Below are 18,887 nucleotides of genomic sequence, written 5' to 3' on the forward strand. Positions count from 1 at the left end.
TTAGGTGCAGCGGGACGTTGTCGTCCCGCCGCCCCGGATTCAAATACGCCGTGCGGCGTAACGCTTGAGCATGCTTGGAACATCGAGAATCAGCGCGATGCGGCCGTCACCGGTGATGGTGGCGCCGGACATGCCCGGAGTGCCCTGCAGCATTTTGCCCAATGGCTTGATGACCACTTCTTCCTGACCGACTAGCTGATCGACGACGAAGCCGATCCGCTGCGTGCCCACCGAAAGGATCACCACGTGGCCTTCACGCTGCTCTTCGTGAGCGGCGGAGCTGACCAGCCAGCGCTTGAGGTAGAACAATGGCAGCGCCTTGTCCCGCACGATCACCACTTCCTGGCCGTCGACGACGTTGGTGGTCGACAGGTCGAGGTGGAAGATTTCGTTGACGTTGACCAACGGGAACGCAAACGCCTGATTGCCGAGCATCACCATCAGGGTTGGCATGATCGCGAGGGTCAGCGGCACCTTGATGACGATCTTCGAGCCCTGGCCCTTGGTCGAGTAGATGTTGATCGAACCGTTGAGCTGGGAAATCTTGGTTTTCACCACGTCCATGCCGACGCCACGGCCGGAGACGTCGGAGATCTCGGTCTTGGTCGAGAAACCCGGGGCAAAAATCAGGTTGTAGCACTCGGTATCGCTCAGGCGATCGGCCGCGTCCTTGTCCATCACGCCGCGTTTTACCGCGATGGCGCGCAGGACATTCGGGTCCATGCCTTTGCCGTCATCGGAAATCGACAGCAGGATATGGTCGCCCTCTTGCTCGGCTGCCAGTACCACGCGACCGCCACGGGCCTTGCCCGAGGCTTCGCGTTCTTCCGGCGACTCGATGCCGTGGTCGACCGCGTTGCGCACCAAGTGGACCAGCGGGTCGGCCAGGGCCTCGACAAGGTTTTTGTCGAGGTCGGTTTCTTCACCCACCAGTTCCAGGTTGATCTCTTTCTTCAGCTGACGCGCGAGGTCACGAACCAGACGCGGGAAGCGCCCGAAGACCTTCTTGATCGGCTGCATCCGCGTCTTCATCACCGCGGTCTGCAAGTCAGCCGTGACCACGTCGAGGTTCGACACAGCCTTTTGCATGGCTTCATCGCCGCTGTTCAGCCCCAGGCGCACCAGACGGTTACGCACCAGCACCAACTCGCCGACCATGTTCATGATTTCGTCGAGACGTGCCGTGTCGACGCGCACGGTGGTTTCGGCTTCGCTCGCCGGTTTTTCCGGTGGCGGTGTCGCCGGCGCACGGGCCGGAGCCGGTGCAGCAGCGGCGGCCGGTTTCGGCGCTTCGGCTTTCGGCTCAGGCTTGGCGGCAGGCTTGGGCGCTGCAGCAGCGGCCGGTGCCTTGGCAGCCGGTGTGGCGACGGTCGAAGCACTGCCAGCAGCGGCGGTGCCGACTTCAGTGAACTTGCCTTTGCCGTGCAATTCGTCGAGCAGCGATTCGAACTCGTGATCGCTGATCAGATCGCTGCCGGCAGCGGCGGCCACCGGTGCGGCCGGCGCAGGCGCCGAGGCGATTGCCGACTCCAGTGCATCGACGGCAAAGTTGCCTTTACCGTGCAACTGATCGAGCAGGGCTTCGAATTCGTCGTCGGTGATGTCCGAGCTGTCGCCCTTGGCCGGTGCCGCAGGGGCTGCGGCCGCTGGTGCAACCGCGTCCACCGCGAACTGGCCCTTGCCGTGCAACTGATCGAGCAACGACTCGAATTCGGCATCGGTAATTTCATCGCTCGCGGCTTCAGCGGCCGTTTGCGCGGGGGCAGCAGCGGCCGGGGCTTCAGCTTCGGCCTTGACGGCGTTCAGCGAGTCCAGCAGCTGTTCAAATTCGTTATCGGTGATGTCGCCCGAGTCGCCTTCGACGACCAGATCTTCAATCATCTCGGCCACCGGCGAAGCCGGGGCTGCATCCGCCGATTGCGGTTCGGCCAGGCGCGCCAGAGCGGCCAGCAGTTCCGGGGTGGCGGCGGTGATCGGTGCGCGTTCACGGACTTCGCTGAACATGCTGTTCACCGCGTCCAGTGCTTCGAGCACCACGTCCATCAGTTCTGCATCAACGCGACGCTCACCCTTACGCAGGATGTCGAACACGTTTTCGGCGATGTGACAGCACTCCACCAGCTCGTTGAGCTGAAGGAAGCCGGCGCCCCCTTTTACAGTGTGGAAACCGCGAAAAATTGCGTTGAGCAGATCTGCGTCATCCGGTCGGCTTTCCAGCTCGACCAGTTGCTCGGACAGTTGCTCAAGAATCTCGCCGGCCTCAACCAGGAAATCCTGAAGGATCTCTTCATCGGCGCCGAAGCTCATTAATGGGGTGCTCCTACAGGTCTAAAAACCCAAAAAACCTAAAATTCCAAAACTCTAGAACCCGAGGCTGGATAACAAATCGTCCACATCGTCCTGACCGGACACAACGTCTTCTCGTTTATCGGCATGAATCTGCGGACCTTCACCCTGCGAGAGATGTTTTTGTGGATCTTTTTCTGCAAGCATCGCGGCACGGTCATGTTCGATGCCCGCAAAGCGGTCGACCTGACTGGCCATGAGCACGAGTTTGAGCAAATTGCTTTCGACTTCGGTGACCAGTTGGGTCACACGCTTGATCACCTGACCGGTCAGGTCCTGGTAATCCTGGGCCAGCAGGATGTCGTTGAGATTGCTCGACACCGCACGGTTGTCCGTGCTGCTGCGTGACAGAAAACCGTCGACCCGGCGCGCCAGCTCGCGGAACTCTTCAGCCCCGACCTCGCGACGCATGAAGCGACCCCAATCGGCGCTCAAGGTCTGGGCTTCATCAGCCAGACTGTTGACCACCGGCGTGGCGCTTTCCACCAGATCCATGGTGCGGTTGGCCGCGGCCTCTGTCAGCTTGACCACATAGCCCAGGCGTTCGGTGGCGTCGGTGATTTGCGACACTTCCTCGGCCTGCGGCATGTTCGGGTCGATCTGGAAGTTGACGATCGCACTGTGCAGTTCACGTGTGAGCTTGCCCACTTCCTGGTACAGGCCACGGTCACGGGTCTGATTGAGCTCATGGATCAGTTGCACAGCGTCGCCGAACCTGCCTTTTTCAAGGCTTTCGACCAGTTCGACGGCGTGTTTTTTCAGGGTCGACTCGAAATCGCCCTGTGAAGATTCGTTATGCTCCATAGCTCCCCCGCGCGTTCATCAGCCGATGCGTTCGAAAATCTTCTCGATTTTGTCTTTCAACGCCTGAGCCGTGAAAGGTTTGACGACGTAGCCGTTTACACCGGCCTGAGCGGCTTCAATGATCTGCTCGCGCTTGGCTTCTGCAGTCACCATCAGCACGGGCAGGTGCTTGAGTTTTTCATCGGCACGCACGTGGCGCAGCAGGTCGATACCGGTCATGCCCGGCATGTTCCAGTCCGTTACCAGAAAGTCGATGCTGCCGCTGTTGAGCACTGGAATGGCAGTCACGCCATCGTCAGCCTCGACGGTGTTGGTGAACCCAAGATCACGCAGCAGGTTCTTGATGATCCGCCGCATCGTTGAGAAGTCATCAACGATGAGGATTTTCATGTCTTTGTTCAATTCGACCTCCAAGCAGTCTTAAACGCGCCCAGCACCTGGACGCGCCACTTCAATCAATCGGCGCAGCACTCGAAGACTGTCTGGAGCACAACAGAGCAAGACCGGTGCCGTTCATCACCGCACCAGCCTCGTTCGCAGTGTCCCCACACTGCCTTCAGCGCGCTCGCCACTCCCCCAAACGCCCCCGCAAACGGGCCGCGCACTGGCTGTGTAACTGGCTGACCCGCGATTCACTGACGCCAAGGACTTCACCGATCTCCTTGAGGTTCAGCTCTTCGTCGTAGTACAGCGCCAACACCAGTCGCTCACGCTCCGGCAAATTGGCAATCGCGTCCGCCAACGCTGCCTGGAAACGTTCATCTTCCAGATCGCGTGACGGCTCAAGATGAGCACTCGCGCCATCCTCGTGCAGCCCTTCGTGTTCGCCGTCCTGCAACAGGTCGTCGAAACTGAACAGGCGACTGCCCAAGGTGTCATTCAAAATCCCGTAGTAATCGTCGAGACTCAATTGGAGTTCGGCCGCAACCTCGTGATCTTTAGCATCACGGCCGGTTTTAGCTTCAATTGAGCGAATCGCGTCGCTCACCATCCGGGTATTGCGGTGAACCGAGCGTGGCGCCCAGTCCCCTTTGCGCACTTCGTCGAGCATCGCGCCGCGGATTCGTATGCCCGCGTACGTTTCGAAACTGGCGCCTTTGCTGGCGTCGTATTTGGTCGAGACTTCGAGCAGGCCGATCATCCCGGCCTGGATCAAATCTTCAACCTGCACACTGGCCGGCAAGCGTGCCAGCAAGTGATAGGCAATGCGTTTGACCAGTGGCGCGTAACGCTCGATCAGTTCGTACTGCGCGTCACGTGCCGACTTCTTGTAGTAGTTCATACCGCTTGCGGTCATAGCACGGGCCCTGCCGTTTGCTGCACGAGGCGCTCGACGAAAAACTCAAGGTGGCCACGCGGGTTGGCGGGCAGCGGCCAGGTATCGACCTTCTGCGCGATCGCCTTGAACGCCAGCGCGCACTTGGAACGCGGGAAGGCTTCGTACACCGCACGCTGCTTCTGCACCGCTTTACGCACGCTTTCGTCGTAAGGCACGGCGCCGACGTATTGTAGGGCCACGTCAAGGAAACGATCCGTGACCTTGGTCAACTTGGCGAACAGATTGCGCCCTTCCTGCGGGCTCTGCGCCATGTTGGCGAGGACGCGGAAGCGGTTCATGCCGTAATCGCGGTTAAGCAGTTTGATCAGTGCGTAGGCATCAGTGATCGAGGTTGGCTCGTCGCAGACCACCAGCAACACTTCCTGGGCTGCGCGAACAAAACTGACTACCGAGTCACCAATACCCGCAGCGGTGTCGATCACCAGCACGTCGAGATTGTCGCCGATGTCGCTGAACGCCTGAATCAGGCCGGCGTGCTGCGCCGGGCTCAGGTGCACCATGCTCTGGGTGCCGGACGCGGCCGGCACAATGCGAATCCCGCCGGGGCCTTGCAACAGAACGTCGCGCAGCTCACAGCGGCCTTCGATGACGTCGGCCAGCGTGCGTTTGGGGGTCAGCCCCAGCAGAACGTCGACGTTCGCCAGCCCCAGATCGGCGTCCAGCAACATGACCCGACGGCCAAGCTCTGCCAGCGCCAGGGACAAGTTCACTGACACGTTAGTCTTGCCGACGCCACCTTTGCCGCCGGTCACCGCGATCACCTGTACGGGATGCATGCTGCCCATGTTATTTCTTTACCTTGTCTTGCATAGACGGAGGCCACATTACTGGCTGCGCGTTCACAACCGGAACAATGCATGGCAGACCATCGATGTAGGTACAAAAACTGTTCATGAATACCTCAGCCTACCTGCTTGGTCGGGCTGTGATAGATATCAGCGAACATGTCGGCCATGGCTTCTTCGCTGGGTTCTTCCTGCATTTGCACGCTGACGGCGCGGCTGACCAATTGATGACGGCGCGGCAGATGCAAATCATCCGGGATCCGTGGGCCATCGGTCAGGTACGCGACCGGCAATTCATGACTGATCGCCAGGCTTAACACTTCGCCAAGGCTGGCCGTTTCATCCAGTTTAGTCAGGATGCACCCGGCGAGCCCGCAACGCTTGTAACTGTGATAAGCGGCGGTTAGAACCTGTTTCTGGCTGGTGGTTGCCAAGACCAGATAATTTTTTGAGCGAATGCCACGCCCGGCCAGACTTTCGAGCTGCATGCGCAGGGCCGGATCGCTGGCTTGCAGGCCGGCAGTATCGATCAACACCACGCGTTTGCGCAGCAGTGGATCCAGCGCTTGCACCAGCGATTGGCCCGGGTCGACGTGAGTCACCGGCACATTGAGAATGCGCCCCAGCGTCTTCAGTTGTTCCTGCGCGCCGATACGGAAACTGTCCATGCTCACCAGCGCCACATTCTGCGCGCCGTACTTGAGCACGTAGCGTGCGGCCAGTTTGGCCAGCGTGGTGGTCTTGCCCATGCCGGCAGGGCCGACCATGGCAATCACACCGCCCTCTTCCAGTGGCTCGACTTCCGGGACGGCAATCATCCGTGCCAGGTGCGCGAGCAGCATGCGCCAGGCCTGACGCGGCTCTTCGATATCAGTGATCATCGCCAGCAGATCGCGCGACAACGGGCCGGACAGGCCGATACGTTGCAGACGACGATACAGGTTGGCTTGCGCCGGACGGCTGCCTTGCAGCTGATTCCAGGCCAGGGTGCCGAGCTGGACTTCCATCAGCTCGCGCAGGCTGTTCAATTCAAAGCGCATCGAATCCAGGGCACGCGGATCAACACCGCCGGAGGACTGCGCAGGCGCCGGGGCCGGACGCGCCGGAGCGGCGTAAGTCGGCTCGGTCAGCGGTTCAGCAGCGGTCAACGGCAGGCCGGCCGTCAACGGCAGCCCGGCGAAAATCTGGCGATTGCTGTTGCCGTCGGCTTCGCCACGCAGGCTCAACTCGGCCTGAGCGGTGACGATGCGCGACTGGGTCTTGCGCAGCTCATCTTCGAGTTCCATGTTCGGAACCCGTGGCGCCAGCGCCGACAGCTTGTAATCCAGTGCCGCCGTCAGCTCGACACCGCCGGCAATGCGGCGGTTGCCAATGATGGCGGCATCAGCGCCCAGCTCATCACGAACCAGCTTCATGGCCTGACGCATATCGGCGGCAAAGAAACGCTTAACTTGCATAAACCACTACCTCAGCCGTTGGGCCCTACTGTCGCAACGATGGTCACTTGCTTGTTGTCCGGTATTTCCTGGTAGGCCAGCACATGCAGCCCAGGGACTGCGAGGCGGCCAAAGCGCGAGAGCATCGCGCGGATCGGGCCGGCTACCAAGAGGATCACCGGCTGACCTTGCATTTCCTGACGCTGCGCCGCTTCGATGAGCGAACGTTGCAGCTTCTCGGCCATGCTTGGCTCCAGCAGAACGCCCTCTTCCGAGCCTTGTCCTGCCTTCTGCAGACTATTGAGCAATATTTGTTCCAACCTTGGTTCCAAGGTGATCACAGGCAGCTCGGACTCAGTGCCTACAATGCTTTGGACGATGGCGCGGGATACGCCGACGCGCACAGCAGCCACCAGCGCGGCGGTATCTTGACTCTTCGCGGCGTTGTTGGCGATGGCTTCGGCAATGCTGCGGATGTCGCGCACCGGCACGTGTTCGGCAAGCAAGGCTTGCAGCACTTTGAGCAACTGCGACAACGAGACCACGCCCGGCACCAGCTCTTCTGCCAGTTTCGGCGAGCTTTTGGCCAGCAATTGCATGAGTTGCTGCACTTCTTCGTGGCCGATCAGCTCACTGGAGTGTTTGTACAGAATCTGGTTCAAGTGCGTCGCGACCACAGTGCTGGCGTCGACCACGGTGTAACCGAGCGATTGTGCCTGCGCACGCTGGCTGATTTCGATCCACACCGCCTCCAGGCCGAAAGCCGGATCTTTGGCGTTGATACCGTTGAGCGTGCCGTAGACCTGGCCCGGGTTGATCGCCAGTTCGCGATCCGGGTAGATCTCGGCTTCGGCGAGGATCACGCCCATCAGGGTCAGGCGATAGGCGCTTGGCGCCAGATCGAGGTTGTCGCGGATGTGCACGGTCGGCATCAGGAAGCCCAGATCCTGCGAGAGCTTCTTGCGCACACCCTTGATCCGCGCCAGCAACTGCCCGCCCTGGTTGCGGTCCACCAGCGGAATCAGGCGATAGCCGACTTCCAGGCCGATCATGTCGATCGGCGTCACGTCGTCCCAGCCCAGTTCCTTGGTTTCCATGGCGCGGGCCGGCGACGGCAGCAGTTCCTGCTGACGCTTGACCTCTTCCAGCGCCACGACCTTGGCGACGTTCTGTTTCTTCCAGAACAGGTACGCGCCGCCCGCAGCCAGTGCAGCCATGCTCAGGAACGAGAAGTGCGGCATGCCGGGCACCAGGCCCATCACTGCCATCAAGCCTGCGGCCACTGCCAGCGCTTTCGGCGAGGCGAACATCTGCCGATTGATCTGCTTGCCCATGTCTTCCGAACCGGAAGCACGGGTCACCATGATCGCCGCCGCTGTCGATAACAACAGTGATGGCAATTGCGCCACTAAACCGTCACCGATGGTCAGCAAGGCGTAAACCCGGCCGGCATCGCCGAAGCTCATGTTGTGCTGGAAGATACCAACGGCCATGCCGCCGATGAGGTTGATGAACAGAATCAGCAGGCCGGCAATGGCGTCACCACGCACGAACTTGCTGGCACCGTCCATCGAACCGTAGAACTCCGCCTCTTGGGCGACTTCCTGACGACGCATCTTGGCCTGGTTCTGGTCGATCAGACCGGCGTTGAGGTCGGCGTCGATCGCCATTTGTTTGCCGGGCATTGCATCGAGGGTGAAGCGCGCGCTCACCTCGGAAATCCGCCCGGCACCTTTGGTCACCACGACGAAGTTGATGATCATCAGGATTGCGAAGACCACGATACCAACCACGTAGTTACCGCCGATCACCACCTCACCGAAGGCCTGAATCACCTTACCGGCAGCGGCGTGGCCGTCCTGACCGTGGAGCATTACAACGCGCGTCGACGCCACGTTCAACGCCAGTCGCAACAACGTCGCGACCAGCAGAATCGTCGGGAACACGGCGAAATCCAGCGGCCGCAGCGCGTACACGCAGACCAGCAGAACGACGATCGACAGCGCGATGTTGAAGGTGAAAAACACGTCGAGCAGGAACGGCGGCACCGGCAACATCATCATCGCCAGCATCACCAGCAACAGCAACGGCACGCCCAGATTGCCTCGACTTAAATCGGCAACGTTTGTGCGTGCTGTGTTGAATAACTGAGAGCGATCCACCGGTTTTCCCCGTTCCTTTAAAGCAAACTTTTGACGCCCAGAGCGGGCTCACGGCGGGTACTGCAAGAAGCTTTCCAACTTTTGCCAAGGATTGAAACAGAGAGGATTAACCGAAGATTTTCCATTGGCCAGGATGGCCCTTTCGCGAGCAAGCTCGCTCCCACATTTGGAATGCGCTTCCCTGTGGGAGCGAGCTTGCTCGCGAAGGGGCCAGTAAAGTCAGCGCAAATCGCCTTTTAAACTCAGGTGTTTAAAAGACACCTTCAGACACGCCTTCGATCACTACCTCTGCCCACCCGGCTCAACCCCACCACCCCGTAAAGCTCGCCGGATGTACGCCGTTACCGCCGACTTCAAAAACGAAGAACTGCTGGCCGACGCCAGCGAAACACTCGCCTCAGCCAGAACCATCGCTCATGACTTCGCTCATCTAATCCCCGCGTCGCAACGCAGGACGCTGCTGGGCATCGCGCAATTGATCATGCTCGGCGAGCTGGCGGTGAATCGAGTGATGGATAATCTGGAGTTGCCGCAGTAAAGCGCCACTACTGATGATCCCTGTGGGAGTGAGCTTGCTCACGAAGCCTGACTTCCAGGCAACACATCTTTCCAGACAAAAAAACCGCCATTCCGGATCAACCGGGACGGCGGTTTTCATAGAGTAAGCGACCACTCGTCGTTTAACCGTCTTCACCTGTCAGATCTGACAGGTGCGCATTTCTCGATTCCGCGCCCTAATCACTCCATCGCCCAAACCCCCGGCAGGAGTGCCCGTCATGCTCGTCCAACCACGCAAACAAATCTCGGTCCTGTCCCTCCTCGACCCGGAAATCCCCGGCGGCATTCTGTTACCGGACGGCACCTGGGGCATCAACCTCGCCGCCGCACGACTCAACTTCATCAAGGGGCTGAAGACCCAGATTTCCGCCTGGAACAACATGAGTGTGGGCGACAACTGCAAATTGCTTCTGAACAAAACCATGGTGGATCAAAAGACCATCACCGATAAGATCGAAGTGGACAAGCGCGTCACCCTGTTCGTCGCGCCCGAGCGTTTGCCCAGCGGCGACTGGGAACTGTCCTACCAGATCACGCGGTTCGGGCAGAAGCCCGAGCCAGGACCGTCGATCAAGCTCTTCGTCAAACTCGAACTGCCCGGCGGTCAGGACACCAATCCCGACTATGGCCACTCCGAACTGACCATGGCCTTCGATCCGCCGGATGTGGTGCGCGACGGTGTCGACAAGGCCACCGCCGAGGAAGGCGTGCTGATCTACGCCAAACCCAAGCCCGGCGATGGCTGGCTCTACCGGAACTGCGCCGTCGGTGATGTGCTTATCCTGGCCTGGGCCGGGAAAACCGTGGAGTCCGAGCCCGTCACCCAGGAACAGCTCGACGATCCAGAGGGTAATCCCATCGTGGTTCTGGCCGACGAGGCCACCATCCTCTCAGCCGGCGACTCCGACGGGGTGTCGGTCAGCTACAAGATCCGCGACCGCGTGCACAACGAGTCCGAAGATTGGTGCGAGGCCGTGCGTATTGTCGTCGACACCCAGGGCTTGCGGCTGGGGGCGCCCCTCCTCAAACAGGCCGACGGTCTCGTCGTGGATCTGGAGGCGTTGGGGGAAGAACTGCCGCTGGTGGAGGTCTGGGCGGTAGACGTGAACATCTTTAAAAAATTCGACGAGATCTACCTCAGCGTCTTCGGTACCGACGACGAAGGTACAGAGATCAGCGAATTGGTGATCCAGCGTATTGAAACCACGCCACCGGTGCGAGTCTCGATCGCGCACAACAACAGCACCCTGCGCGCCTTGGCCAAACGTACGGTGGTGTACTCCTATCATGTGCGTCGCGGCGGCGTCGTGGTCGACAACTCCAGATCCAAGTCCCGCGCCTACAGCGTCATCGGTGAGGCCACGCGCTTGGCCGCGCCCATCGCGATCGACCAGATCAGTGGCGCGCTCGACCCGAATGCGCCCGAATACCGCATCCGCATCCCCTACGATCCGCTGATCACCCCGGACAACGCCATCGAGCTCAAATTGTTCGGCACCCGGTCCGACCTCACGATTTACGACCCCGAACTGGACTGGTATTTCCCCAGCCAAGACGAGGCCGATGACCCTGCGGGGTTCATCGTCACCGTCGAGGGCGAACACGGCAAAACCCTGGAGGGCGGCACGCTGCGTCTGTCGTACAACCTGCTGACCGACGAAAACGGCACCATCACCCGCCGCGCCTCGCTGCACGCCTCGTTGCTCAACGTCGGTAAAGCGCAACGGGAACTGGTCAAACCCATCGTCCTTGGCGAAAAGGACGGAGCCCTGGAACCCAAGGACCTGCCCGGTGGCGTCAGCAAAATCACCGCCCCACGGCCGGTGGCTGTGCCGACCGAGCCCTACGATATCGTGAAGTTTTTCTGGATCGTTGAAGGCAATGAGCCTGTTACCGACTCGAAAGTACTCAACACCTTATCCAAGGACAAGGACGTGAACTTCCCGCTGAACGCGGCGTTTGTGGCGCAGCACATCGAGCCTAATCGCGGGAAAAAAGTGAAGGTGAACTACGAGATTTTTCGGGCAGCGAGTAATACGACCAGTTATTCGAATGATCTGGAGTTTACGGTGGGGCAACCGGTGGCGCTCGATCCACCGACCATCGCCTCGGTCAAGGAATCGCCAAGCGGCAAGGACATTGTCGAGGGTGGCACCACTGTTGAAACCAGCGTGGTGCTGAGCGGCATGGCGGCCAAAGGCAAGAACGTCGAGATACGCGATGGTGCCACCGTCAAGGATCAGGTCACGGCCGATCCGGTTTCTGGAATCTGGACCTACACCGCGTCGGGGCTGAGTGTGACGAAACACAGTTTTACCGCGATAGGAAAGTACGCCGCAGAACCCGTCTCTGCGGCCTACACGCTCACTGTCACGGCGGTCATTGTGCCGACGCTGAGCAATGTGCTGGACGACAAAAACGTTGAAATCCCCGAGGGACAAACTACCGTCAGCACCGCCCTGACGCTCAAAGGCACCGCGAGCAAGGGCCAGAGAGTCGAAATTTTTGATGGAAACGGCGCGAGCCACACCTCCAAGGGGGTGGCCACAGCCTCGACAACAACAGGCATATGGGAGTTGTCGATTACTGTTGCAGTGGGTGCCCGGAGGTTATACGCAGGGTCGCTGTATACTCCGTCCCCGCAATGGTCAAATGTGCGCACACTGACTGTGACGGCGGCTGCCGCACCAACGTTGACATCGGTCAAAGGCTCTCCCAGCGATGTCGAAATCCCCCAAGGCGGGGTCACGGGGGAAACTGCCGTAACCCTGAGTGGTGTCGCGGCCAAAGGCCAAAAGGTCGAAGTCTTTGACGGCACTACCTCTCTAGGGATCACTGATGCCGATGTAACAACTGGGATTTGGTTTAAAAAAATCACAGATTTGACAAAAAAAGAACACAAATTCACCGCAAAAGGCCGCTATGGCAACAATCCAGTATCGTCCTCGCGCACCTTGTTTGTGGCCTTCATACATACTTGGGTCGGACTTACTTCAGGAAAACCTCCAATAAACGTCCCGCAAAACTATCCCAGTGGAATGAAACTCACTGTTTTGCGAAATGACGGACACTCCAACGGTTTCAACACCTTCTATACGACAGTTGCAGATTACCCAAACCTACCTCGGTATCTCAATTTTGCACGCAACTCTGTTGCGACATTTTCTTTCAACAGCAGTGTTCGAGGCTTTGGATTCAATAGTAATGCAACACCGTCCCATGGCGATAAATTTCGACTTTTACGTTCAAACGGCACCGCTATTGGTACGTACTTTTTTCCCAACAAAGATTTTATGTTCATTTCTGAAAATGAACCATTCACTACTGTAGAACTTACCTCAGGTTCTAACTACCCCAACATTTCGACACACTCATTTGGCATAGATGCAGTCACTTGGATTCCCGACAAGTAACTCTTCCACTAACAAGGTACTAATAATCCATAAAGAAAAGAGGACGGTTTTATTTAACCAGTGATTTGAACAGCGGAGCTTGATCGAGATTTTATGCTGACCCGGATGGCCCTTTCGCGAGCAAGCTCGCTCCCACAGGGAAACGCATTCCAAATGCGGGAGCGAGCTTGCTCGCGAAGGGGCCAGTTAAGTCAGTGCAAATCGCCTTTTAAACACTGGTGTTTAAAAGACACCTTCAGACACGCCTTCGAGGCTACAAATCCTTGCGCCTTTGCCTACAGCCAAGCCAGAATCCGCCGGCTTGTGCGCTTTGGGGTGGGGTTCTATTGTGGGCCGGTCGCTGACGAATCAGCGATCGGGTTTAGCGACTCGAACTCAAGTCAAAGGTGCATCGGCGTTCCAGGCTTCGTTGCGGATCTGTATTTTCGCGATTTCGTCATGGTGGCTGTATGCGGGAGACCTTCGGGTCTGCCGGGTGCCTTTGACCGGTTCGCTAACCTGCGTACAGCCGCCACCCTTCCTGTTTAGCGACAGGTTGTAGCGGCTCCACTTCAAAGGAGTTTCACCATGATCAAACCAACACCCAACCCACCCGAAACCGACCCCACCTCCCCCTACGAATCCCTCGATTCAAAAAAACTCCACGAAGCCGCCGACCGCGCCCTCGATCACTACCTCTGCCCACCCGGCTCCACGCCACCACCGCGTAAAACCCGCCGCATGTACGCCGTCACCGCTGACTTCAAAAACGAGGAACTGCTGGCCGATGCCAGCGAAACACTCGCTTCGGCCAGAACCATCGCCCATGACTTCGCCCACCTCATCCCCGCGTCACAGCGCAGGGCGCTGCTGGGGATCGCGCAATTGATCATGCTCGGGGAACTGGCGGTTAATCGGGTGATGGATAATCTGGAGTTGCCGCAGTAGCGACACGCGATGATCGTTCCCACGCACAGCAAAGGAATGCCTCCGCGGATGCTCCGCGTTCGGCTTCGGAAGGGACGCGGAGCGTCCCGGGCTGCATTCCCACGCAGAGCGTGGGAACGATCAGAAAAAAACCGCCGCCCCGTTAATCGGGACGGCGGTTTTTTGCGTTTCAGCGGCTTTGCGATCGATCGCTCAATACCGGAGGATTTTCACTTTTCCATTCTTGCTTTTGGGCAATTCGAACTCGACCTCGCCGCCCACTTTGATATTCGCCTGCAAGGCATCGGCCAATGGAATGCTGAATCGGTATTCTTTGGCGGTCAGAAAAAAACCCGTGGCTTCGGCAAAGGAAAGGGATCGTCCCGATTGCTTCGGCGTGATGGTGCCTCTTCCGGTTTTTTCGTCATAGCTGCTGAAAATACCTTTCATTGCCTTGCTCCCTGCACTCGTCCGCCTGACCGCGCCAGGTTCGCGGCAGCACCTTGCATCAAACTGCAAAATCACGGCGAGCGCACCTGTCAGAGTTGACAGTAGAGGGGAATCTCAGACCAAAGGCTGCACAGCAACGTCAGGAATCGCGGCGCAGATCCGGCGGAATCGGCAAGTCGTCCTTGAGCGGGTCCGGGCGTTTGCCCTTGCCGGCGCGGTACTGGCGAATCTGGTACACGTATGCCAAGACTTGGGCAACCGCCAGATACAGCCCGCCGGGAATTTCCTGGTCGAGTTCGGTGGAGTAGTAGATCGAACGCGCCAGCCCCGGCGACTCGAGGAGCATGACGTTGTTGGCCACGGCGATTTCGCGAATCTTCAGTGCGAGGAAGTCGCTGCCCTTGGCAATCAGCATCGGCGCCCCGCCCTTCTCCGAGTCGTACTTGAGCGCGACGGCGTAGTGGGTCGGGTTGGTGATGACCACGTCGGCGTCGGGAATCGCCGCCATCATGCGGCGCTGGGACATTTCGCGCTGGGTCTGGCGGATGCGCTGTTTGACTTCCGGGCGACCCTCCTGATCCTTGTGCTCGTCGCGCACTTCCTGCTTGGTCATCAGCAGTTTCTTGTGGGCTTCCCAGAGCTGCACCGGCACGTCGACGGCGGCGATGATGATCAGGCCGCAGGCCAGCCACAAGGTGCTCCAGCCGACCAGCGTGACGCTGTGAATGATCGCTGACTCCAGTGGCTCATGGGCGATCCGCAGAAGGTCATCGACGTCCGACGACAACACCACCAACGCCACGCCCAAGGTGATCAGAAACTTGGCCAGCGCCTTGAGCAGTTCAACCACGGACTTGAACGAAAACATCCGCTTCAGGCCCGCCGCCGGGTTCATCCGGCTGAATTTGGGCGCCATGGAACCCGCCGCAAACAGCCAGCCACCCAGCGAAATCGGCCCGATCAGCGCGGCCAGCAACAGGGTGATCATTATCGGCTGAACCGCTACCAGTGCGAGCTTGCCCGACTGCAACAGAAACGCGCCCATGGCGCCCTGATCCATGATCACCTCACGGGACAGCGTGAAGTTCAGGCGCATCAGTTCCATCAGGTCTTCGGCGAGCATACCGCCGAACACCAGCAGCGCACCGGCGCCGGCCATCATCACGGCGAGGGTATTGAGCTCTTTGGAACGGGCAATCTCACCCTTCTCACGGGAGTCCTTTTTACGTTTCTCCGTGGGGTCTTCTGTTTTGTCCTGACCGCTTTCGCTCTCTGCCATGACTCAGCGCGCCCGTGCCAGTTCGCGTAGCAACTGCAAGGCCTCGCTGGCCAGCGGTTGATACTGGTTGAGAATGTCCGCCAGGCCGACCCAGACGATAAACAGGCCGAGCACCAGGGTCAGCGGGAAACCGATGGAGAAAATGTTCAGTTGCGGCGCGGCGCGGGTCATCACGCCGAAGGCGATGTTGACCACCAGCAGTGCGGTGACCGCCGGCAATACCAGCAGCAACGCCGCCCCCAGCACCCAACCAAGTTTGCCGGCCAGTTCCCAGTAATGCGCGGTCATCAGACCGCTGCCGACCGGCAGCGTGGTGAAGCTTTCGGTGAGCACTTCGAAGACCACCAGATGGCCGTTCATCGACAGGAACAACAGCGTCACCAGCATGGTGAAGAACTGCCCGATCACCGCCACCGACACACCGTTGGCCGGGTCGACCATCGAGGCGAAGCCCATGCCCATCTGGATCGCGACAATCTGCCCGGCCACGGCAAAGGCCTGGAAAAACAGTTGCAGGGAAAACCCCAGCACCGCGCCAACGAGAATCTGCTCGGCTATCAGCAGCAAACCGCTGAGGTCCAGCGGGCTGACCGCCGGCATCGGCGGCAGGCTCGGGGCAATGCACACGGTGATGGCCACGGCGAAATACAGGCGGATCCGCCGCGACACCAGCGTCGTGCCGAACACCGGCATGACCATCAACATCGAGGCGACGCGAAACAGCGGCAACATGAATGAGGCCACCCAGGAACTGATCTGGGTGTCGGTCAGCTGAAGCAGCGATTGCATGGCTTAGCCGATGACCATCGGGATGTTTTTGTACAACTGGATGATGTATTCCATGAAGGTCTGCACGATCCACGGACCGGCGACGATCAACGTCACCAGCATCACCAGCAGACGCGGCAGGAAGCTCAACGTCTGTTCGTTGATCTGGGTCGCAGCCTGGAACATCGCCACCAGCAAGCCGACCAACAAGCTCGGCACCACCAGAATCGCGACCATCAATGTGGTCAGCCAAAGGGCTTCACGAAAGATATCGACCGCAACTTCCGGCGTCATGGCGAGACACCTCCAAAACTGCTGGCCAGGGTGCCGATGATCAGCGCCCAGCCATCCACCAGCACAAACAGCATGATCTTGAACGGCAGCGAGATGATCAGCGGCGAGAGCATCATCATACCCATCGCCATCAGGACACTGGCCACGACGAGGTCGATGATCAGGAACGGAATGAAGATCATGAAGCCGATCTGGAACGCGGTTTTAAGCTCGGAGGTCACGAACGCCGGCACCAGAATGGTCAGCGGGGCCTGATCCGGCGTGGCAATGTCGGTGCGCTTTGACAGGCGCATGAACAGCTCCAGATCGCTGGTGCGGGTCTGGGCGAGCATGAAGTCCTTGATCGGCACCTGGGCTTTTTCTACCGCTTGCTGAGCGGTGAGTTTTTCCGCCAGATACGGTTGCAGGGCATCGTTGTTCACCCGGTCGAACACCGGGGCCATGATGAACATGGTCAAGAACAGCGCCATGCCGGTGAGGATCTGGTTCGACGGCGTCTGTTGCAGGCCGAGGGCCTGACGCAGGATCGAAAAGACAATGATGATCCGGGTGAAGCTGGTCATCAGAATCACGGCCGCCGGAATGAAGCTCAGGGCGGTCATGATCAGCAGGATCTGCAGACTGACCGAATATTCCTGCGCGCCATCGGCGTTGGTGCCCAGCGTGATCGCCGGGATCGACAACGGATCGGCGGCGAACGCCAGCGGCGCGGCCAGCAACAAGGCCAGCGTCAAGACGATGCGTAACGCACCCATTACTTCTTATCCTTTTGATCCTTGCCGAGTATCTTCAGCAACTGCTGGGCAAAATCCGGAGTGGCTTTTTCACTGGTGCTCGGCACCGGCACCGGCTCCTTGAGCACATGCAACGCGGTGATGGTGCCGGGGCTCAGGCCGAGCAGAATCTGCTCGTTGCCGACCTGCACCAGCATCAACCGGTCACGCGGCCCGAGCGCGCGCGAACCGATCAGCTCGATCACCTGGCCCTTGCCGGCCGGACCTGCCTGCTGCACGCGGCGCAACAGCCAGGCGAGGAAGAAGATCAACCCCAGCACCAGCAACAGGCCGAACACCAATTGCGTCAGTTGTCCGGCCACGCCGCTGTTGACCATCGGCGCGGTGGCGGCAGGCACTGTGGTGGTCGTCGACGGTTCGGCGGCCAGCACGCTCAATGGCAATGCCAGCAAAGCCCAGAGAAACCGTTTCACTCAGCGCAGCTTCTTGATGCGTTCGCTTGGGCTGATCACGTCGGTCAGGCGGATGCCGAACTTCTCGTTGACCACCACTACTTCGCCGTGCGCGATCAGCGTGCCGTTGACCAACACGTCCAGCGGCTCGCCGGCCAGACGATCAAGCTCGATCACCGAACCCTGGTTGAGTTGCAGCAGGTTGCGGATGTTGATGTCGGTGCTACCCACTTCCATCGAGATCGATACCGGGATGTCGAGGATCACGTCCAGGTTCGGGCCGTCGAGGGTCACCGGGTCGTTGTTCTTCGGCACGCTGCCGAACTCTTCCATCGGCAGACGCGAGCCGCTGGCTGCGTCGGCGGCCAGCAGGGCGTCGATGTCAGCCTGACCATCACCGGTTTCTTCCAGGGCGGCAGCCCATTCGTCAGCCAGTGCCTGGTCGTCCTGGGCGTTCATATCGTCGTTCATCATTTGTCCTCGGCGGGCAAAAATTCAGTTAAATGCTTGGGGGTTGGAGCGCCGCTTCAGCGACGCTCGATCGGCTCGATCACCTGCAACGCGAGGTTGCCTTTGTGCGAGCCCATCTTGACCTTGAAGGCCGGCACGCCGTTGGCGCGCATGATCATTTCGTCCGGCATCTCGACCGGGATCACATCCCCCGGCTGCATGTGCAGGATGTCGCGCAGCTTCAACTGGCGGCGCGCGACGGTCGCACCGATCGGCACGTCGACGTCGAGCACGTCCTGGCGCAGGGCGTTGACCCAGCGCTCGTCCTGATCGTCGAGGTCGGACTGGAAACCGGCATCGAGCATTTCGCGCACCGGCTCGATCATCGAGTACGGCATGGTCACGTGCAGATCGCCGCCACCGCCATCGAGTTCGATGTGGAAGGTGGAGACCACGATCGCTTCGCTCGGGCCGACGATGTTGGCCATGGCCGGGTTCACTTCCGAGTTGATGTACTCGAAATTGACTTCCATGATCGCCTGCCAGGCTTCTTTCAAATCGACGAAAGCCTGCTCCAGCACCATGCGCACCACGCGCAGGTCGGTCGGGGTGAATTCACGCCCTTCGATCTTCGCGTGACGGCCGTCACCGCCGAAGAAGTTGTCCACCAGCTTGAACACCAGTTTGGCGTCGAGGTTGAACAGCGCGGTG

Annotated in this window: 17 protein-coding genes and 1 pseudogene; 3 read left to right on the top strand and 15 right to left on the bottom strand. The window is 59.5% G+C overall.

Going from position 1 to position 18,887, the window contains the following annotated elements; genetic code table 11:
• Window positions 1-39: 39 nt before the first annotated feature.
• The 7 genes from ACIF4X_RS18525 to flhA all read right to left on the bottom strand — a co-directional run bounded on the left by ACIF4X_RS18525 (window position 40) and on the right by flhA (window position 8,872).
• Window positions 40-2,307: a chemotaxis protein CheA gene (locus ACIF4X_RS18525; protein ID WP_397483241.1), complete on the bottom strand. Its 2,268-nt coding sequence runs from the start codon at window positions 2,305-2,307 to the stop codon at window positions 40-42.
• Between the two features lie 54 nt (window positions 2,308-2,361).
• The gene (locus ACIF4X_RS18530; protein ID WP_007920000.1) at window positions 2,362-3,150 is read right to left on the bottom strand and encodes a protein phosphatase CheZ; all 789 of its coding nucleotides are present in this window, start codon (window positions 3,148-3,150) and stop codon (window positions 2,362-2,364) included.
• Between the two features lie 18 nt (window positions 3,151-3,168).
• On the bottom strand, window positions 3,169-3,540 hold the full coding sequence (locus ACIF4X_RS18535) for a chemotaxis response regulator CheY (protein ID WP_161986607.1): 372 nt from the start codon (window positions 3,538-3,540) through the stop codon (window positions 3,169-3,171).
• Between the two features lie 166 nt (window positions 3,541-3,706).
• Window positions 3,707-4,447: an RNA polymerase sigma factor FliA gene (fliA, locus tag ACIF4X_RS18540; RefSeq protein WP_007920004.1), complete on the bottom strand. Its 741-nt coding sequence runs from the start codon at window positions 4,445-4,447 to the stop codon at window positions 3,707-3,709.
• Complete coding sequence (gene fleN / locus ACIF4X_RS18545; protein ID WP_003222917.1) at window positions 4,444-5,274, bottom strand: flagellar synthesis regulator FleN; 831 nt, start codon at window positions 5,272-5,274, stop codon at window positions 4,444-4,446. The genes fliA and fleN overlap by 4 nt, the downstream gene beginning before the upstream one ends.
• Window positions 5,275-5,390: 116 nt before the next feature.
• Window positions 5,391-6,731: a flagellar biosynthesis protein FlhF gene (gene flhF / locus ACIF4X_RS18550; RefSeq protein WP_007920012.1), complete on the bottom strand. Its 1,341-nt coding sequence runs from the start codon at window positions 6,729-6,731 to the stop codon at window positions 5,391-5,393.
• 11 nt (window positions 6,732-6,742) lie between these two features.
• Window positions 6,743-8,872, bottom strand: a complete 2,130-nt coding sequence (gene flhA, locus ACIF4X_RS18555; protein ID WP_007920014.1) for a flagellar biosynthesis protein FlhA — start codon at window positions 8,870-8,872, stop codon at window positions 6,743-6,745.
• Window positions 8,873-9,143: 271 nt separating this feature from the next.
• On the opposite strand from flhA, the pseudogene ACIF4X_RS18560 reads away from it, so the two are divergent.
• The 3 genes and pseudogenes from ACIF4X_RS18560 to ACIF4X_RS18570 form a co-directional block, all read left to right on the top strand.
• Window positions 9,144-9,410, top strand: a pseudogene (locus tag ACIF4X_RS18560) (DUF6124 family protein); the annotation flags it as partial.
• 238 nt (window positions 9,411-9,648) lie between these two features.
• On the top strand, window positions 9,649-12,843 hold the full coding sequence (locus ACIF4X_RS18565) for an Ig-like domain-containing protein (protein ID WP_397483242.1): 3,195 nt from the start codon (window positions 9,649-9,651) through the stop codon (window positions 12,841-12,843).
• A gap of 567 nt (window positions 12,844-13,410) precedes the next feature.
• Window positions 13,411-13,770: a DUF6124 family protein gene (locus tag ACIF4X_RS18570; RefSeq protein ID WP_397483243.1), complete on the top strand. Its 360-nt coding sequence runs from the start codon at window positions 13,411-13,413 to the stop codon at window positions 13,768-13,770.
• Window positions 13,771-13,962: 192 nt separating this feature from the next.
• On the opposite strand, the gene ACIF4X_RS18575 is transcribed toward ACIF4X_RS18570, so the two are convergent.
• The 8 genes from ACIF4X_RS18575 to ACIF4X_RS18610 form a co-directional block, all read right to left on the bottom strand.
• Window positions 13,963-14,199 (bottom strand): hypothetical protein, encoded by a 237-nt coding sequence (locus ACIF4X_RS18575; RefSeq protein WP_397483244.1) that lies wholly within the window; start codon window positions 14,197-14,199, stop codon window positions 13,963-13,965.
• A 139-nt stretch (window positions 14,200-14,338) separates the two neighbouring features.
• Complete coding sequence (gene flhB / locus ACIF4X_RS18580) at window positions 14,339-15,478, bottom strand: flagellar biosynthesis protein FlhB (protein ID WP_397483245.1); 1,140 nt, start codon at window positions 15,476-15,478, stop codon at window positions 14,339-14,341.
• A gap of 3 nt (window positions 15,479-15,481) precedes the next feature.
• Window positions 15,482-16,267 carry a flagellar biosynthetic protein FliR gene (gene fliR / locus ACIF4X_RS18585; protein WP_397483246.1) on the bottom strand — a complete coding sequence of 262 codons (786 nt, stop codon included), beginning with the start codon at window positions 16,265-16,267 and terminating at the stop codon, window positions 15,482-15,484.
• Between the two features lie 3 nt (window positions 16,268-16,270).
• The gene (gene fliQ, locus ACIF4X_RS18590) at window positions 16,271-16,540 is read right to left on the bottom strand and encodes a flagellar biosynthesis protein FliQ (protein ID WP_007920026.1); all 270 of its coding nucleotides are present in this window, start codon (window positions 16,538-16,540) and stop codon (window positions 16,271-16,273) included.
• Window positions 16,537-17,295, bottom strand: a complete 759-nt coding sequence (fliP, locus tag ACIF4X_RS18595; RefSeq protein WP_064121002.1) for a flagellar type III secretion system pore protein FliP — start codon at window positions 17,293-17,295, stop codon at window positions 16,537-16,539. The genes fliQ and fliP overlap by 4 nt, the downstream gene beginning before the upstream one ends.
• Entirely contained in the window at window positions 17,295-17,747 is a 453-nt protein-coding gene (gene fliO, locus ACIF4X_RS18600) for a flagellar biosynthetic protein FliO (RefSeq protein WP_397483247.1), read from the bottom strand. Before fliO ends, fliP begins: the two co-directional genes overlap by 1 nt.
• Entirely contained in the window at window positions 17,748-18,197 is a 450-nt protein-coding gene (fliN, locus tag ACIF4X_RS18605; protein ID WP_007920031.1) for a flagellar motor switch protein FliN, read from the bottom strand.
• 56 nt (window positions 18,198-18,253) lie between these two features.
• Window positions 18,254-18,887: FliM/FliN family flagellar motor switch protein (locus ACIF4X_RS18610; protein ID WP_397483248.1), on the bottom strand; the 634-nt coding region annotated here is incomplete at its 5' end.

Origin of the sequence: Pseudomonas sp. NPDC085632, from assembly GCF_044541255.1 — a bacterium.
GTDB lineage: Bacteria > Pseudomonadota > Gammaproteobacteria > Pseudomonadales > Pseudomonadaceae > Aquipseudomonas.

Excerpts from the sequence above, each read along its gene's own strand:
- ACIF4X_RS18535 (WP_161986607.1), bottom strand. The coding sequence starts at position 3,540 with ATGAAAATCCTCATCGTTGATGACTTCTCAACGATGCGGCGGATCATC.
- fliP (WP_064121002.1), bottom strand. The coding sequence starts at position 17,295 with ATGGGTGCGTTACGCATCGTCTTGACGCTGGCCTTGTTGCTGGCCGCG.
- fliN (WP_007920031.1), bottom strand. The coding sequence starts at position 18,197 with ATGAACGACGATATGAACGCCCAGGACGACCAGGCACTGGCTGACGAA.
- fliR (WP_397483246.1), bottom strand. The coding sequence starts at position 16,267 with ATGCAATCGCTGCTTCAGCTGACCGACACCCAGATCAGTTCCTGGGTG.
- ACIF4X_RS18575 (WP_397483244.1), bottom strand. The coding sequence starts at position 14,199 with ATGAAAGGTATTTTCAGCAGCTATGACGAAAAAACCGGAAGAGGCACC.
- fliA (WP_007920004.1), bottom strand. The coding sequence starts at position 4,447 with ATGACCGCAAGCGGTATGAACTACTACAAGAAGTCGGCACGTGACGCG.
- flhF (WP_007920012.1), bottom strand. The coding sequence starts at position 6,731 with ATGCAAGTTAAGCGTTTCTTTGCCGCCGATATGCGTCAGGCCATGAAG.
- ACIF4X_RS18530 (WP_007920000.1), bottom strand. The coding sequence starts at position 3,150 with ATGGAGCATAACGAATCTTCACAGGGCGATTTCGAGTCGACCCTGAAA.
- fleN (WP_003222917.1), bottom strand. The coding sequence starts at position 5,274 with ATGGGCAGCATGCATCCCGTACAGGTGATCGCGGTGACCGGCGGCAAA.
- ACIF4X_RS18565 (WP_397483242.1), top strand. The coding sequence starts at position 9,649 with ATGCTCGTCCAACCACGCAAACAAATCTCGGTCCTGTCCCTCCTCGAC.
- flhB (WP_397483245.1), bottom strand. The coding sequence starts at position 15,478 with ATGGCAGAGAGCGAAAGCGGTCAGGACAAAACAGAAGACCCCACGGAG.
- ACIF4X_RS18525 (WP_397483241.1), bottom strand. The coding sequence starts at position 2,307 with ATGAGCTTCGGCGCCGATGAAGAGATCCTTCAGGATTTCCTGGTTGAG.
- fliQ (WP_007920026.1), bottom strand. The coding sequence starts at position 16,540 with ATGACGCCGGAAGTTGCGGTCGATATCTTTCGTGAAGCCCTTTGGCTG.
- ACIF4X_RS18570 (WP_397483243.1), top strand. The coding sequence starts at position 13,411 with ATGATCAAACCAACACCCAACCCACCCGAAACCGACCCCACCTCCCCC.